This is a genomic window from Novosphingobium sp. PhB55, assembly GCF_004368805.1.
Lineage (GTDB): Bacteria > Pseudomonadota > Alphaproteobacteria > Sphingomonadales > Sphingomonadaceae > Novosphingobium.
Genome location: NZ_SODQ01000002.1, coordinates 412,596 through 428,053, shown reverse-complemented (window position 1 = coordinate 428,053; position 15,458 = coordinate 412,596). Strand labels below are relative to the sequence as shown.

The following is a 15,458-nucleotide window of genomic DNA, read 5'->3' as shown; positions in this document are numbered from 1 at the left end:
CCTGATTCATGTAACGCTAAACTCCAACCGCCCGGCCGGTGTCAACGATTTATTTTACCGCTAATATCGACATTTCTCTGTGGCTGGCGCGAAAGCGGCGCGTTTCCGTGCATTGCTGTCCGGCGACCGATACGACGAGCAGCGGGGCGTGTCCTTCGTGCAACAGCAAGCTCGGCCTTCATCAGGGAGCTGCGCAATTACCCGGTTGACATCTTCGGATACACTTGCTGTTTTAGCGTTAAATATCGGCCGCTGAGAAAGACAGGCCATACCAAGTGGAGGGGATCGTGAGGGAACAGTGCGAAAGCGACGGCCGCCAGTGGCCTTCGCCGAAACGGGCGTGGTTCGCTGCCGGAATGCTGGCAGCGGCGAACACGCTGGCCTTCGTGGACCGCCAGGCGCTCGCCCTCCTCGTCCAGCCGATCAAGGAAGACCTCCAGGCCTCCGACACGGCGATGAGCCTGCTCTACGGCCTCAGCTTCACGATGTTCTACGTGCTGGTCGGGATTCCCGTCGCACGGCTGGCGGACCGGGCAAACCGCCGCAACATCGTGGCGGGCGCCGTGTTCATCTGGAGCATCGCCACCGCCCTTTGCGGCTTTGCGCGCAGTTTCGGAACGCTGTTCGTGGCCCGGATCGGCGTCGGTGCCGGTGAAGGCGGCCTCAGCCCCGCCGCCTATTCGATCCTGGCCGACTATTTCCCCAAGGAGCGCCTCGCCGCGGCCATGGGTGTCTATCAGATGGGCATCTACGTCGGCGGCGCCGCTGCCCTCATGCTGGGCGGTTTCCTGGCCAGCGTCGTGCCTCCGGGCAGCGTGGTCCTGCTGCCGGTGATCGGCGCGGTGAAAGGCTGGCACCTGGTGTTCCTGATGCTCGGCATTCCCGGCATCGTGCTTTCCGGCGCCATGCTGCTGGTGCGCGAGCCTGTCCGCATGGGCCTCAACGGCACCGCCGCTGCGGCAAGCCCGCCCTTCTCCGAACTGGCCGCCCATGTCGTGCGCCATTGGCAGGCCTACCTCGGCATAAGCTGCGGCTTTGCCCTGATGATCCTGGTGGGCAACGCCACCGGTGCCTGGATCCCCGCTTTCCTCGAACGCAAATACGGGCTGACGACTGCAGAGATCGGCGGCATTTACGGCCTCATTACCGCAGTCTGCGGCGTCAGCGGCACGCTGGCAGGCGGGTTCGCCGCAGCCGCCCTGCGCCGCCGCGGGTTCGAGCGCGCCAACCTGCTGGTCGCCCTGTTCGGCTTCGTGGCGCTGATCCCGGTCACCACGCTTTTCCCGCAGGCGGCCCATGCGTCGCTCTCGCTGGCACTGATCGGCGCGATGAACTTCCTGGCCGGGTTCAACTTCGGCGGCGGCCTGGCCGCGCTTCAGGAGATCACCCCGAACCGGATGCGCGCGTCGATATCGGCGGGTTACATGCTGATGGTGAACCTGATCGGCGCCGCCGGCGGCCCCTTCGCGATCGCGCTGGTCACCGACTATTGGTACGGCGATCCCGCCGCCCTGCCCAACGCCATCACCATCGTCTGCGCCGTGGCTTCGCCCCTTTCGGTGGCGGCCCTGCTGCTGGGCCTGAGGGGCTACGGCCGCGCCATCGCTGCCCCTACAGCCGACCCGCTCGCCGACCCGATTGCCGCCAGGGCCTGAGACTGCTTTCACGCATAGGACGCCGGGCGCCGGAACAACAGGATGAGGAACCCAATGCCGAAGCTGAATCGCATGACTCGCCTGGCCTGTACCGCCGCCCTGATCGTCGCCGGATCGCTCGCGTCGCAGCCGGGGCTTGCCAAGGCACCGGCATCCGCAGCCGCCCCGGCCCCGACTTCGGCCCAGACGCGCCCCAATATCGTGCTGATCGTGCTCGACGATACCGGCTTCTCGGACATCGGCGCCTTCGGTTCGGAAATCCGCACGCCCAACATCGATGCGCTTGCAGCAGGCGGGCTGCGCTACAACCACTTCGACACCAAGGCGGTCTGCTCCCCCACCCGCGCCGCGCTGCTGACCGGGCGCAACCCGCAGACCGTGCGCATGGCTGACCTGCCCGCCAAAGTGCTCAATCCCGCGGACATGACGCGCGACCGGGGCGAGCTGCCGCAGAACGCCAGCACCATCGCCCAGGTACTTCACCGCGCCGGCTACGCCACCCATGGCTACGGCAAGTGGCACCTCGCCCCCGAGGACGAGGACGGCTCGCCCGGACATAACGGCTCCTGGCCGCTCCAGCGCGGCTTCGACGATTTCTACGGCTTCTTCCTGGGCTGGTCCGACCAGTACCACCCGGACCTGATCGAGGGGAACCGCACGCTCCCCAAGCCCGACCGGCCCGGTTACCACTTCTCGGTCGACATCACCGACCACGCGATCAAGGCGCTCTCTGCGAACCCGGCGCAGCCGCAGTTCGTCTACCTCGCCTTCGGCGCCGCCCATGCGCCGATCCAGGTGCCCAAGGCCTATATCGACGCTTACGCCGGGATCTATGAAAAGGGCTGGGACGCCCTGCGGCACGACCGTCTGGCGCGCCAGAAGCTGATGGGCATCATGCCGCCCCAGGCGGAATTGTCCCCCCGTGCCGACGGCGACCGCGCCTGGGCGGACCTGACGCCTACGGAGAAGACCGTCTTCGCTCGCTTCATGGCCACTTACGCCGGCTTCATCACCCATGCCGACGAACAGATCGGACGGCTGGTCCAGCACCTCAAGGACACCGGGCAGTTCGACAACACGCTCATCATCCTGGTCTCGGACAATGGCGCGGCTTCGGAAGCCGGGCAGAAGGGTTCGTTCGACCGGATGTACCGGCCCAATACCCTGACCCCCGAGGAGATGCTGGCCCGCCTCGACGAACTCGGCACGGACAAGACGCAGAGCGAATACCAGCGCCCCTGGGCCTATCTCGGTTCCACCCCGTACAAGCGCTACAAGATCTGGCCGCAACTGGGCGGCGTGCGCACGCCGATGGTGGTGAGCTGGCCCGGCCGCATCCACGACGGCGGGCAGGTCCGCAGCCAGTACGTAGACGCAGTGGACATCGCCCCCACCCTGGCCGCTGCGGCCGGCACCGCCTTCCCCAAGGCGCTCGCAGGGCGCGCGGAAATCGCGGTGGCGGGCAAGTCGATCCTGCCGACGATCGCCAATGCATCCGCACCTGCCGCCCGCACCGTCCAGTATTTCGAACTGCGCGGCAACCGGGCCATCACCCAGGGCAAGTGGCGGGCCCTGGCGGTCCACCCGCGCGACGGCGATTTCGCCAAGGACGTCTGGCAGCTCTTCGATACCGAGGCGGACCCGGCGGAAAACCACGACCTGGCCGCCGCGATGCCCGCCAAGCTCAAGGAACTCCAGGCGCTCTGGTGGTCGGAGGCGCGCAAATATTCCGATCCGCCGCTGGCCGAGGCGCCCAAGCCCTTCCGCTACCGCGAGATGTTCGACGGCAGCGGCGACCGCACGGCTGCCCCCGCCGGGGAGGAACCAAAGTGAAGGCGCGGTTTGCCCCGGCACTCGCCGCGCTCGCCCTGAGCACCATGATCGGCGGCATTCCGCCCGCCCTCGCCGCCGTACCGGCTGTGGCTCCTGCCAGCGCCCCCGCTCCGGCTGCGCGCACGTCCGGCCCGCCCAACATCATCCTGATCCTGGCCGACGACTTCGGCGTGGAAGGCATCAATGCCTATGGCGGCGAATACCACACGCCCCATGTCGACCGGCTCGCCGCCGAAGGCACCCGTTTCGACAATGCCCACGCCATGCCGCTCTGCTCGCCCTCGCGCGTGCGGCTGATGACCGGGCAGGAGAACTGGCGCAATTACGAGGCCTTCGGCTACCTCGCCCCCGGCCAGCGCACCTTCGGCAATGTCATGAAGGAGGCGGGCTACGTCACCGGCATCGTCGGCAAATGGCAGCTCATGGGCAACGGCTTCGACGGCCGCACCGGCATCACGCCCGAGGCTGCCGGGTTCGACGAGAGCTACTTGTGGCAGCTCCAGGCGCTGACGTCCAAGGGCTCGCGCTACTGGGGGCCGACCCGCGCCGCCAACGGCACGCCGAAGATCAGCGAGGAAGGCTTCGGCCCCGATTTCGACAGCAGGAAGGCGCTGGACTTCATCTCGCGCCACAAGGACAAGCCGTTCTTCCTCTATTACCCGATGGTCCTGGTCCACAATCCCTGGGTGCAGACCCCGGATTCGATGACCGCCGAAGGGGCTGCCAGCCGCTTCAACGGCATGGTGTCCTACATGGACCGGCTGGTGGGAGACCTGATGGCGCACCTCAAGGCGGAGGGGCTGGACCGGAACACTATCGTCATCTTCACCGGAGACAACGGCACCAACCGCCAGATCACCTCCATGCGCGATGGCCATGCGGTGCGCGGCGGCAAGGGGGCGACCACGATCAACGGCACGCACGTCCCCTTCATCGCCTGGGGTCCCGGCGTCCCCAAGGGCAAGGCGAGCGAGGCGCTGGTCGATTTCACCGACCTGCTGCCCACGTTCGCCGACATGGCCGGACAGCCTGCTCTTGCGGGCAAGGTCGACGGCGTGAGCCAGTGGCCGGTCATCGCAGGCAAGGCGAGCGCCGCGCGCAGTGCGATCTTCATGCACTATGCGCCGATGTGGGTGTTCCAGCCGGAGCGCTTCGCTTTCGACGCCCGGTGGAAGCTTTACGGAGACGGTCGCTTCGTGGCGATGGCCCCGGTTTCCGGCGTCGAGACCGAAGTGCCCGCCGCCCAGCGCAAGGGCGAGGCCGCGCGCCATTACGCGGCCCTGCGCAAGGTTCTGGCCGATACCCACGACGGCCCGCTCGATCCCACGCGCTATCCCTGGTGCGAAGGGCAGCCATCCGTCGATCCCGGCCAGCCCGCCACCGTCGCCGGTTGCGGCAGGACGCCGGGAGGAGAAGAATGATGCGTGCGCTCGTTTCCGCAATGCTGGCGGGTACATGCCTGCTCGGCCTGTCCGGCTGCACGACGAACACCGTACCGACGCACACTGCCTCGGCGCAACGACCTGCCGCCGCCGGACGCCCCAACGTCGTCGTCATCCTGGCTGACGATCTCGACTGGGCGGATGTCTCCACCTACGGCCGCGCCGACGTGCCGACGCCGAACATAGACCGGATCGCGAAGACCGGCGTGGCCTTCTCCAGCGGCTATGTCACCGCCTCGGTCTGCGCGGTCAGCCGCGCGGGGCTGCTGACCGGACGAATGCCGCAGCGCTTCGGCTTCACTTACAACATCAACGACGAAGGCGATGAAGGCGCGGGACTGCCCGTCGACCAGAAGACCCTGGCAGAGCGTCTGAAGCCGCTGGGCTACCGCACGGCCGCCTTCGGCAAATGGCACCAGGGCGCGGAGCGACAGTTCTATCCCACCGAACGCGGCTTCGACGAATTCTTCGGCTTCATCGCGGGCGAAACCAACTACGTCGATCCGAAGACGCCGGGCATCGTCACCACGCCCACCAAGGCGGACAAGTACCCGATCACCCCGCGCACCGGCCATCACGCCATGGTCGAAGGCCCGGAGGCCAGGCCTGCCGACGACTTCACCCGCTACCTGACCGACCAGATCACCGACCGGGCCGTGGACTTCATCGACCGTTCCGCCGGGGACCGGGACCACCCCTTCTTCACCTATGTCGCCTATAACGCGCCGCATTGGCCGTTGCAGGTTCCACAGGCCTATTACGATCGCTTCCCGCAAGTGAAAGATCCGGTGCGCCGCACCTACATCGCCATGATCGCGGCGATGGACGATGGCATCGGCCGTATTCTCGACAGTCTTGAATCGCGTGGGCTACGCGACAATACCATAGTCGTGTTTCTCTCCGACAACGGCTGCCCTACCCGCTTCGGCTTCTGCAACCCGGACCATCCCTGGGGCTCGGGGAAGTTTACTTATCTCGAAGGCGGCGTGCGCGTGCCTTTCGTGCTGTCCTGGCCCGCGGGTCTGAAGCCGCAGGGGATCAGCGACAGCCCGGTCTCCTCGGTGGACATCGCCGCCACCGTGCTCCGCGCGGCATCCCCCCGCAGCCCCCTGCCCGCCGAACTGGACGGACGCGACCTGGTGGAAACCGCCCGCCATCCCGATTCCGACCGTCTGCTGGTCTGGGGGCAGGAGCCGGTCTATGCCGCCCGGCGCGGCGCCCGCAAGCTCTGGGTCTCGCACGACTGGAAGACCTCCCACCTCTACGACCTGAACCGCGACCCGGCCGAGATGAACGACCTCTCCGCCGCCGACCCTGCAGGCGCGGCCGATCTCTCCGCCGAAATCGAGCGTTTCCGCGCGGGCCTGCCCGATCCGCGCTGGAAACTTCACTTCACCCGCAAGACCACCGTCAACGGTCGCGAGACCGAATGGGTCTACTGACGAGGAACCCCGATGAAGACCAGAACCGCTCTCCTCGCCCGCGCGCTTGCCGGTGCCGCCTGCTTCGCCGCCCCAGCACTTGTACTATTGTCGCCGCTTGCCGCGCAGGCCAAGGTGCCCGCCGCCGCGCCCGCGACGCAGGCAGCCCGCCCGCGCAACATCATCTTCGTCCTCGTCGACGACTTGCGCTATGACGGGATGGGCTTCCTCCAGCCCGGCTTGCTGAAGACGCCGAACATCGACCGCATGGCGAAAGAGGGAACCTACTTTCCGAACGCCGTCGTCACTTCCTCGCTCTGCAGCCCCAGCCGCGCCACGATCCTGACCGGGCAGACCGCGCGCAATCACGGCATCGTCGACAACAACGACGGTTCCGAAGCCGGGCTCACCTATTTCCCCAGCTATCTCCAGCAGGCCGGCTATGACACCGCCTTCTTCGGCAAGTGGCACATGGGCAGCAGCACCGATGCGCCGCGTCCCGGTTTCGACAAGTGGGTGAGCTTCATGGGCCAGGGCAATTACTGGCCCGCCAAGGCAACCACCGCCCATTCCTCGCCCGACCTCAACGTCGACGGCAAGGAAGTGCCGCAGAAGGGCTACATCACTGACGAACTGACCAATTATGCGATGGACTGGCTGACGAAGGAGCGCGATCCGAAGAAGCCCTTCTTCCTCTATCTCAGCCACAAGGGCGTCCATTCCGACCCGCTGCCGCCGCCGCGCTACGCCCACCAGTACGACAAGGCGAAATTCACCCTGCCCGCCAGCGCCGCCAACACGCCGGAGAACAACGCCGGCAAGCCGGTCTGGGTGCAGAACCAGCGCAATTCCTGGCACGGCATCGACTTCTTCTACAATGCCGACGTGCCGATGACCGAGTATCTCAAGTACTACTACGGCACGCTCTCCGCGATCGACGACAGCCTCGGCCGGATCATGGACTATCTGCGCAAGAACCACCTGGAGAAGGACACGCTGGTCGTGTTCACCTCCGACAACGGCTACATGGTCGGCGAGCATGGCCTGATCGACAAGCGCAACGCCTACGAAGCCTCGATCCGCGTGCCGCTGGTGGTGTGGGAGCCGGGGACCGTGCCCGCCAACAAGGTCAACCCCGGCCGCATCCGCAATCTCGACTTCGCACCGACGTTCCTCGACGTGGCAGGCGCCCAGCGTCCGCAGCAGTTCGAAGGCACGAGCGCCTGGAACCTCTGGGCAGGCAAGCAGGCCCCGAGCGACTGGAAGCCGGGCGACTTCACTTACGAATACTACTGGGAATACAACTTCCCCATGACGCCGGGCACTTTCGCCATCGAGCGGGACCGGGTGAAATACATCCAGTACTACGGCGTCTACGACACTGACGAACTCTACGACCTCAAGAACGATCCCGAGGAAATGCACAACCTGGTGGACGATCCCAAGTGGGCGGCGAAGAAGCAGGAACTGCGCATCGCGCTCTACGACCAGCTCGCCAACCGCCAGGGCAAGCACATGATCCCCTACGGCGCGCGCCTCTCGACCGGCGCGGTGCGGCGTGACGTGAACGGCAGCCGCGCGGCGGACTTCCCCGCATCGTGGTACATCAAACCGAACCCGACCGACCGGCTCGATCCAATCCTCCCCGATGGACCGGCCAAGCTCAAGGCGCAGGCCGAAGGCAAGCCGCTGATCTACACCCCGCCGCTGAAGGACGAACTGGTGAAGCAGGTCGGGAGCGCAGGCCAGTGACCGTGATATCGCGCCGCGCCGTCCTGGGCTCCATCGCCGGCGCCACCACGCTGGCGGCCACGGGCACCGCCGCCCGCGCCGCCGCGCCGGTCCAGCGGCCCAACATCCTGTGGATCGTCAGCGAGGACAACAACCCCTACGTCGGCGCCTATGGCGACAAGCTTGCCCATACGCCCACGATCGACGGGCTGGCGGCCAAGGGCCTGCTGTTCCGCAACGTCTATTCCAACGCCCCGGTCTGCGCGCCGTCGCGCTTCGGCATCCTCACCGGGGTCTATCCCGAAAGCTGCGCCCCGGCGAACCAGATGCGCGCGGTGGGCAAGCTGCCGAAGGCATTCCGGACATATCCCGAGCTGATGCGGGCCGCGGGCTATTTCTGCACCAACAGCGCCAAGACCGACTACAATTGCGACGTGGATCCGCAGGCGATCTGGGACGGACAAGGCAAGGCCGCCCACTGGCGCTCGCGCGAAGACAAGAGCCAGCCGTTCATGGCCGTGTTCAATTACGAGACCACGCACGAATCGAAGATCTTCAAGCCCACGCAGGGCCGCGTGACGCCGGACATGATCGAGGTTCCGGCCTTCCTGCCGGACACGCCCGGCATCCGCCAGGACTTCGCCAGCTATTACAACCTGATGGAAAAGATGGACGGCGAGCTTGCCGAACGTCTTGCCGAACTGGAGGCCGACGGCCTGAGCGAGGACACCATCGTCTTCCACTATTCCGACAATGGCGGCGTCCTCGGCCGGTCCAAGCGCTACTGCTATGACGAAGGCCTGCGCTGCGAGATGGTGGTCTATGTCCCGGAGAAGTGGCAGCACCTGATGCCCGGCCGCCCGGGCAGCGAAATCGCCTCGCCGGTCAGCTTCATCGATCTGGCGCCCACGGTGCTGGCCCTGGCCGGGGCCGCGCAGCCCGCGCAGATGACCGGGAAGGCCTTCCTCGGGCCCAAGGCCGCGCCCCAGAAGTACGCCTTCGGCATGCGCAACCGCATGGACGAGCGGATCGATTTCCAGCGCACCGTCACTGACGGCCGCTGGCGCTACATCCGCAACTACATGCCGCACCGGCCGCTGGGCCAGCACCAGGCCTTCGAATGGCTCGCCAAGGGCTATCAGGAATGGGAGCAGGCCTATCTCGACGGCAAGCTGACCGAAGCCCAGGCGCGGTTCTTCCAGCCCAAGGTCTTCGAGGAACTCTACGACCTCAAGGCGGATCCGCTGGAGCTGCACAATCTCGCCGCAGAGCCTGCCCACCGCGCCTTGCGCAAGACGCTGAGCCAGGCGCTCGACGCGCATATGCTGGCGATCCACGACAACGGCTTCCTGCCCGAGACGATGGCGGGCGAAGGCTGGGAAGCCAGCCGCGATCCCGCCGTCTATCCGCTCAAGACGGTCATGGCACTCGCCCGCACCGCCGCCATGGGCCGGATCGAGGGTCTGCCTTCGCTGCGCGCTTCGCTGACGAGCCCGGTCGAAGTGCTGCGCTACTGGTCGGCCATGGGCCTGCTGATCCTGGGTGCGAAAGCCGCGCCGGCCGAGGCGGAGATGCTGGCTGCCCTGGCGCGGGAGACATCGCCCCATGTCCGCATCGCCCTGGGCGAGGCGCTGGCGCGGATGAGCGAACCGCAGACCCCCGCGAGCCAGACGGCGGTGGCCGCGCTCATCGCCCTTTGCGCGGAAGATCGACCCTGGCAGGTGCGGCTCCATGCCATCAATGCCCTCACCTATGTCGGCGCGTCGGCAGCTCCGGCCCTCGATACAGCGAAACAGGCGATGGCCGGCTCCAACGAATACCTGAAGAGCGCAGGCAAGTATCTCATGCTGAAGCTGACCGGCACCTACACCCCCGCCACGCCGGTGTTCGACTGGGAGGGCATGCAGGCCCGGATCAAGGCCGGAGGCGCGCCATGAGCACTGGCACTGGCACTGGCCCTGCCGCCCCCGCACCCACCCTCGCCTATGCCTTCTCCGCAAGGGTGGAACTGCTCGACCCGATCGACCACGGCATCGTCGAAGGGCGCCGCCGCCGCTTCGTGCCGATCAGCGGCGGCACGGTCTCCGGCCCGGATCTCGAAGGCGTGGTCCTGCCCGGCGGCGGCGACTGGCAGGCGATCGGCACTGACGGCTCCACCCTGGTCGATGCCCATTATGCGCTGCAGACCAGCGACGGTACGATCATCGACGTGCGCAATGCGGGCGTGCGGGTGGCCAGCGTCGACGTGAGCGAGCGCATCGCGCGCGGGGAGCCGGTCGATCCCGGCAGCTACTACTTCCGCACCGCCCCGCGCTTCGAAGTGCGCGACGGGCCTCATGCCTGGCTGCGGCAGACGATGTTCATCGCCCGCGGCGTGCGCCATCCCGAAGAGGTCGTGATCGATTTCTACCGGGTGGAATGATCCGGCCCGGAACGCTCGGTTCCGCTCGAGCCTCAGGCGGAGACGCGGCGGGGCTTTTCCATCTCCAGCCGATTGCGGCCCTTGGCCTTGGCGCAGAACAGCGCCAGTTCGGCGCGCTCGATGGTGCTGTCCATGCTGTCGGCGATGCGCGCGACGCTGCCGCTGGTGGTGATCGCCAGCCGGCTGTCGCCCACTTTCTGGCGCAGATCGGCCAGGGTCGTGACCACGCGGGTGCAGATCGCCTGTGCCTGTTCGGCATTCGTGCGCGGCAGCAGGACGGCGAAGCGCTCCGACCCGATCCGGGAGATGATGTCGTCCGAACGCAGCATTTCGCGCAGCAGGTCGGCGAAGACGCGCAGCACTTCGTCCCCGGTCGTCTGGCCGTGCTTCATGTTGATCGTGCGGAAGAAGTCGATGCTGAACATGGCCAGGCACCCCTCCATCCCCTGCGCGACCATGTGTTCGAGCATGGAGATGAAAGCGGCGCGATTGGTCAGCTGGGTCAGCGGGTCGGTGTAAGTCGCCGCGAACAGCTGCTCGCGCAGGCTGCGGCGCTCGTCGATGGAGCGCATCACTGCCAGCACGCCGTAGACCGCCCCGCCCTCTTCCGTGAGCGGACGGATGCGGATCTCGAACCAGCTTTCGCGGGCATCAGGCGTCACGGCGGGAAATTCGACCCATTGCGCGCCCTGCCGCCCCTCGATGGCGGCCGAGAGCGCCCGCGATACGGCATCCCGGCCCTGCGCGGCGACAAGGTCCAGCAGATGAGGACCGGCCTCGGCCCGAACCTGCACGCCCAGCTTGCGAATGCCGGGCGAGGCATGGACGATCACACCAGCAAGGTCCGTCTTGATGATGACGTCAGAGGTCGTTTCCGCCAGCAGCCCGTAAAGTGCGGAGCTTTCCTGAACGGTGAAATTCATGCCCATCTTGGTATTGCCCCGGATCAGAGGGACCGCAAAGCGATCCAACGAAAATCGGGCCCGTGATTCGGATTGCGTTAGCAGACGTCAGAGCGCTCAAATGACCACTTCCAAGCATACAACTTCCGTTTTCCGGCGACCCTTGCAATAAATCTCAACAAGAATTGTTAGCCCTGTTATCTAACAGTTCGAATTTCAAGTTATTGTTATTGATGTATTTACCATCGCTGAATTGAGTCGGAAAGCGCATTTACCCTGTTCCTGCACAGGGCTGGGCAGAGCGCCTCTCAAATCCGGCAAGGACTGGAAATTTCAGAGTTCGATCATGATCCTGATCTTGTCGGGGCTCGTCTCCACGGCCGCGGCGATCTGTTCGCGGCAGCGGGCGATGAGTTCCGGCAATCCGGCTACGGTCCGGCCGGGGCGCAGTTCGGCGGCCGTGACGCCCAGCTCCTCGGCAATGGCGTCCAGCCGTTCCTCGATCGGGCGGGCGCGGCCCTGTTCCCAGGCCCAGACGGTCGGCTTGGAAACGCCGAGCCGCGAGGCCAGTTCGCCCTGGGTCAGCCCGCGCAGCTTGCGCAGGCGGTGCAGGCGCTCACCGAAGCTCTCGCCGCCGATGGCGGCCGGAGCGGATACGAGCGGCGGCGGCGCCAGTTCGACGTCCTGGGTGACGCTGCGAAGCTGTGCCGCGCTGAGGACGGCGGGATGGAGCGGCGTATCGAAAGCGCAGCCGAACAGCCGTCCGCTGGCCCAGACCACCCGCGCGCGCGTGATGCCGGCCTCCGGAAGGTCGATCTCCAGCGCTTCGCCGATCTCCATGTCCACCCGCGTTTCCAGCAGGAGGCCCGTTTCGGAGAAGTTGTGAATGGTGACCGGAGTCTCGACTCCGGAAGGCAGGGAGCCCTGCGTTTCGATCGTCAGCCGCTTGCGCGTGGCGCGCGGCTTTCCGGCCTGCTGGCCGTTCTCGGTGGGCTTGTCTTCAAAATGTGCCGCAATCGGCATGGCGCAATCTCCAGGAGAATCGCACCCTGTCCCTACAGGGATTAAGAATCGGTTAGCATGTCGGCTAATTTTCCTTGCCGCACTATTCGCAAAAACCCGCAGATCGACTCTAACATCGTCCGGCCGGGCCAACACAATGAAATTCTTGTTAATCACTTCCTAACCCATTTATCCGTAGTTTTCCGGGGAATTAATCGGGGTTGCCGTGTTCAACATCTATCTTTGCATCCGTGACGGGCATGACCTGAAATTCGTCCTGCTCGCGGCGTTGATCTGTCTACTTTCTTCGCTGACGGCGCTTGCCCTGCTGCGACAGGCGGCGGGCTGCACGGCGGAGCAACTCCTGGGCATGCGGCGGCGCTGGTGGGCCCTGGCAGGCGTGAGCGCCGGCTTCGGCATCTGGGCCACGCATTTCGTGGCCATGCTGGGCTATGCGCCGGGCATGGTGGTCGGGTTCGAGCCGGGCCTGACACTGGCCTCGCTCGTCATTCCCGTCACCGCCCTTGCCATGGCCTTCGGACTGGCGGCGGAAGCGCGGGGCCGCCTGGCACTCGTCCTGGCCTCGGCCGTGGCAGCGGCAGGCATCGCCGCGATGCACTACACCGGCATGCTGGCGCTGGAAGTGCCGGCAACGATGCGCTGGCAGACCGGCTTCATCGTCGCCTCGGTGATCCTGGCCTTCCTGCCGCTCTACCCCGCCCTTTCGCTCGCTCTCGACGGCCGCCGCCTGCGCGGCCTGCTGGCGGCGACCGGGCTGCTGTCCCTCTCCGTGGTCTCCCTGCACTTCACCGGCATGACCGGCCTCACCCTCATCCCCACGCGGATGCATGTGCCCGAGCAGCTCATTTCCCCGCGGGAAATGGCCGCCGCCGTCACCGCAGTGACGTTCCTGCTGGTCGCGGTCTCGGCGATCTCGCTGGCGATCAGCCGCCGCACCGCCGCGGTCGTGGCGATCAGCGAGCGCAATTTCTCGTTCCTGGTGCGCGGTATTTCGGACTGCGCGATCTACATGCTCGATCTCGACGGCCGGGTGATGAACTGGAACGCCGGCGCCCAGCGCCTGAAGGGATATCCAGAAGCCGAAGCGCTCGGCCTTCACGTTTCCAGCTTCTACACCCCCGAAGACCGCGAAGCCGCGCTCGACCGCGTCGCCCTGGAAGCGGCCGCCAACCACGGCCGCTATTACGGCGAAGGCTGGCGCGTGCGCCGCGACGGGACGCGGTTCTGGGCCCATGTGACCATGGAGCCCATGCTGGACGAGCAGGGCCAGCCCATCGGCTTCGCCAAGATCACCCGCGACATGTCTCGCTTCAAGGAAGCGCAGGACCGCATCGCCGAAGCCAGCCGCCAGCGCGATGCCGCGCTCGGCCACATGCACCAGGGCCTCTGCCTGTTCGATGCCGATGAGAAGCTGGTGCTCTGCAACCCGCGCTTCCTGGAGATGTATGGCCTGGCGCCCGACAGCCTCGTGCCGGGCATGCACCTTTCCGAAGTGATCCGCCGCAGCAGCCTCGGCCGCTTCGCGCCGGACGTGATCGCGGAGCGTGTCCTGCTTTCGCAGCGCGCCATTCTGGACAATCTCGCAGGGCCGTCCTCGCCGCCGATCCTGGCCGAATACCCGGACGGCACGGTGGTCTCCATCGCCAGCCGGCGCATGCCGGAGGGCGGCTGGGTCTCGACCTTCGACGACATTACCCGCCAGCACGAATCCGAAGCCCAGATCGCCCACATGGCGATGCACGACGGATTAACCGGGCTGCCCAACCGCACCCGCTTCAACTTGTGGATCGACGAGCGACTCGAACGGGCCAGCCGCATCGGCAAGCGCCTGGGCGTGACCGACATCGACCTCGACCGCTTCAAGGAAATCAACGACACTTACGGCCACTCCTGGGGCGACGTGGTGCTGGCGGAGCTGGCCCAGCGCCTGCAGTCCGTGATCGGCGAGGATGAGATCGCCGCGCGGCTCGGCGGCGACGAATTCGGCATTGCCAAGCTGTTCGACACGGACGAGCAGCTCGCCGAATTCCTGCGCCGGGTGGAACATTGCTTCAACATGCCCGTCGAGCACGAGAAGCAGGAACTCAGCTTCGGCGCGAGCCTGGGCGTCGCGGCCTATCCGCACGACGGGGCTGATCGCGAAGCGCTTCTCAACAATGCCGACCTCGCCATGTACCGCGCCAAGGCGCAGATCGGCGAGCGCATCTGCTATTACGAACCGGGCATGGACGAGACCGCCCGCGCGCGCCGTCAGCTTGCCAACGACTTGCGCCTGGCCATCGAACGCGAGGAACTGGTGCTGCTCTACCAGCCCCAATGCCAGCTGCGCAGCGGCGAGCTGTCCGGCTACGAAGCGCTGGTGCGCTGGCATCACCCGCAGCGCGGACTGGTATCGCCCAGCGAATTCATCCCGATCGCCGAAGAATCGGGCGCCATCCTGTCGATCGGCGAATGGGTCCTGACGCAGGCCTGCCGGGAAGCGGTGAGCTGGCATTCCGAGCACCGCATCGCCGTCAACGTCTCGCCCATCCAGCTTGTCCAGCAGGATCTGGCGCCGATGGTGGCGCGGATCCTGATCGAGACCGGCCTCCCCGCCCGCAGGCTGGAACTGGAGATCACCGAAAGCGCGATCATCACCGACAAGGCGCGCGCGCTCAACAACTTGCGCCAGCTCAAGGAGCTGGGCGTCGCCATCGCCATGGACGATTTCGGCACCGGCTATTCCTCGCTGGACACCCTGCACTCCTTCCCGTTCGACAAGATCAAGATCGACAAGTCGTTCCTGCTGGAATCGGACGAGAACGAACAGGCCCGCGCCATCATCCGCGCGGTCCTGGCGCTGGGCCAGTCGCTGCGCATCCCGGTCCTGGCGGAAGGCGTGGAGACCGCCAGCCAGTTCGAGCTGCTGATCCGCGAAGGCTGCGAGGAAGCGCAGGGCTATTTCCTCGGCCGCCCCGACCGCGCGCCCAGCCTGAAGCCCGAACCGCAGCGGATCCCGTCGGCTTTCCTGGAAGACGAAGTCGCCTGAG

The 15,458-nt window shown here is 66.3% G+C and carries 10 protein-coding genes; 8 read left to right on the top strand and 2 right to left on the bottom strand.

The window, feature by feature from the left end; genetic code table 11:
* Positions 1-287 precede the first annotated feature (287 nt).
* Genes EDF57_RS06275 through EDF57_RS06245 form a run of 7 tightly spaced genes read left to right on the top strand, consistent with a single transcriptional unit; the run spans position 288 to position 10,504 of the window.
* Positions 288-1,655, top strand: coding sequence for an MFS transporter (locus EDF57_RS06275; protein ID WP_243840910.1), 1,368 nt, complete (start codon positions 288-290; stop codon positions 1,653-1,655).
* A 54-nt stretch (positions 1,656-1,709) separates the two neighbouring features.
* Positions 1,710-3,488 carry an arylsulfatase gene (locus tag EDF57_RS06270; RefSeq protein ID WP_243840909.1) on the top strand — a complete coding sequence of 593 codons (1,779 nt, stop codon included), beginning with the start codon at positions 1,710-1,712 and terminating at the stop codon, positions 3,486-3,488.
* Positions 3,485-4,909 (top strand): sulfatase-like hydrolase/transferase, encoded by a 1,425-nt coding sequence (locus EDF57_RS06265; RefSeq protein ID WP_134093502.1) that lies wholly within the window; start codon positions 3,485-3,487, stop codon positions 4,907-4,909. The genes EDF57_RS06270 and EDF57_RS06265 overlap by 4 nt, the downstream gene beginning before the upstream one ends.
* Complete coding sequence (locus EDF57_RS06260; protein WP_166675189.1) at positions 4,909-6,372, top strand: sulfatase-like hydrolase/transferase; 1,464 nt, start codon at positions 4,909-4,911, stop codon at positions 6,370-6,372. Before EDF57_RS06265 ends, EDF57_RS06260 begins: the two co-directional genes overlap by 1 nt.
* A gap of 12 nt (positions 6,373-6,384) precedes the next feature.
* On the top strand, positions 6,385-8,103 hold the full coding sequence (locus tag EDF57_RS06255) for a sulfatase (protein ID WP_134093501.1): 1,719 nt from the start codon (positions 6,385-6,387) through the stop codon (positions 8,101-8,103).
* A complete protein-coding gene (locus EDF57_RS06250) occupies positions 8,100-10,019 on the top strand; it encodes a sulfatase-like hydrolase/transferase (protein WP_134093500.1) in 1,920 nt (639 codons plus the stop codon). The genes EDF57_RS06255 and EDF57_RS06250 overlap by 4 nt, the downstream gene beginning before the upstream one ends.
* The gene (locus EDF57_RS06245) at positions 10,016-10,504 is read left to right on the top strand and encodes a DUF3237 domain-containing protein (RefSeq protein WP_134093499.1); all 489 of its coding nucleotides are present in this window, start codon (positions 10,016-10,018) and stop codon (positions 10,502-10,504) included. Before EDF57_RS06250 ends, EDF57_RS06245 begins: the two co-directional genes overlap by 4 nt.
* Positions 10,505-10,536: 32 nt before the next feature.
* Here EDF57_RS06245 and EDF57_RS06240 read toward each other — a convergent pair whose 3' ends face one another.
* Together EDF57_RS06240 and EDF57_RS06235 are read right to left on the bottom strand one after the other, a co-directional pair.
* The gene (locus tag EDF57_RS06240) at positions 10,537-11,427 is read right to left on the bottom strand and encodes a sensor domain-containing diguanylate cyclase (RefSeq protein WP_243840908.1); all 891 of its coding nucleotides are present in this window, start codon (positions 11,425-11,427) and stop codon (positions 10,537-10,539) included.
* A 312-nt stretch (positions 11,428-11,739) separates the two neighbouring features.
* The gene (locus tag EDF57_RS06235) at positions 11,740-12,429 is read right to left on the bottom strand and encodes a helix-turn-helix transcriptional regulator (RefSeq protein ID WP_134093497.1); all 690 of its coding nucleotides are present in this window, start codon (positions 12,427-12,429) and stop codon (positions 11,740-11,742) included.
* Positions 12,430-12,634: 205 nt separating this feature from the next.
* Here EDF57_RS06235 and EDF57_RS06230 point away from each other — a divergent pair, with 205 nt between their 5' ends.
* Entirely contained in the window at positions 12,635-15,457 is a 2,823-nt protein-coding gene (locus tag EDF57_RS06230; RefSeq protein WP_134093496.1) for an EAL domain-containing protein, read from the top strand.
* Position 15,458: the final 1 nt, after the last annotated feature.

Excerpts from the sequence above, each read along its gene's own strand:
- EDF57_RS06260 (WP_166675189.1), top strand. The coding sequence starts at position 4,909 with ATGCGTGCGCTCGTTTCCGCAATGCTGGCGGGTACATGCCTGCTCGGC.
- EDF57_RS06255 (WP_134093501.1), top strand. The coding sequence starts at position 6,385 with ATGAAGACCAGAACCGCTCTCCTCGCCCGCGCGCTTGCCGGTGCCGCC.
- EDF57_RS06240 (WP_243840908.1), bottom strand. The coding sequence starts at position 11,427 with ATGAATTTCACCGTTCAGGAAAGCTCCGCACTTTACGGGCTGCTGGCG.
- EDF57_RS06235 (WP_134093497.1), bottom strand. The coding sequence starts at position 12,429 with ATGCCGATTGCGGCACATTTTGAAGACAAGCCCACCGAGAACGGCCAG.
- EDF57_RS06270 (WP_243840909.1), top strand. The coding sequence starts at position 1,710 with ATGCCGAAGCTGAATCGCATGACTCGCCTGGCCTGTACCGCCGCCCTG.
- EDF57_RS06245 (WP_134093499.1), top strand. The coding sequence starts at position 10,016 with ATGAGCACTGGCACTGGCACTGGCCCTGCCGCCCCCGCACCCACCCTC.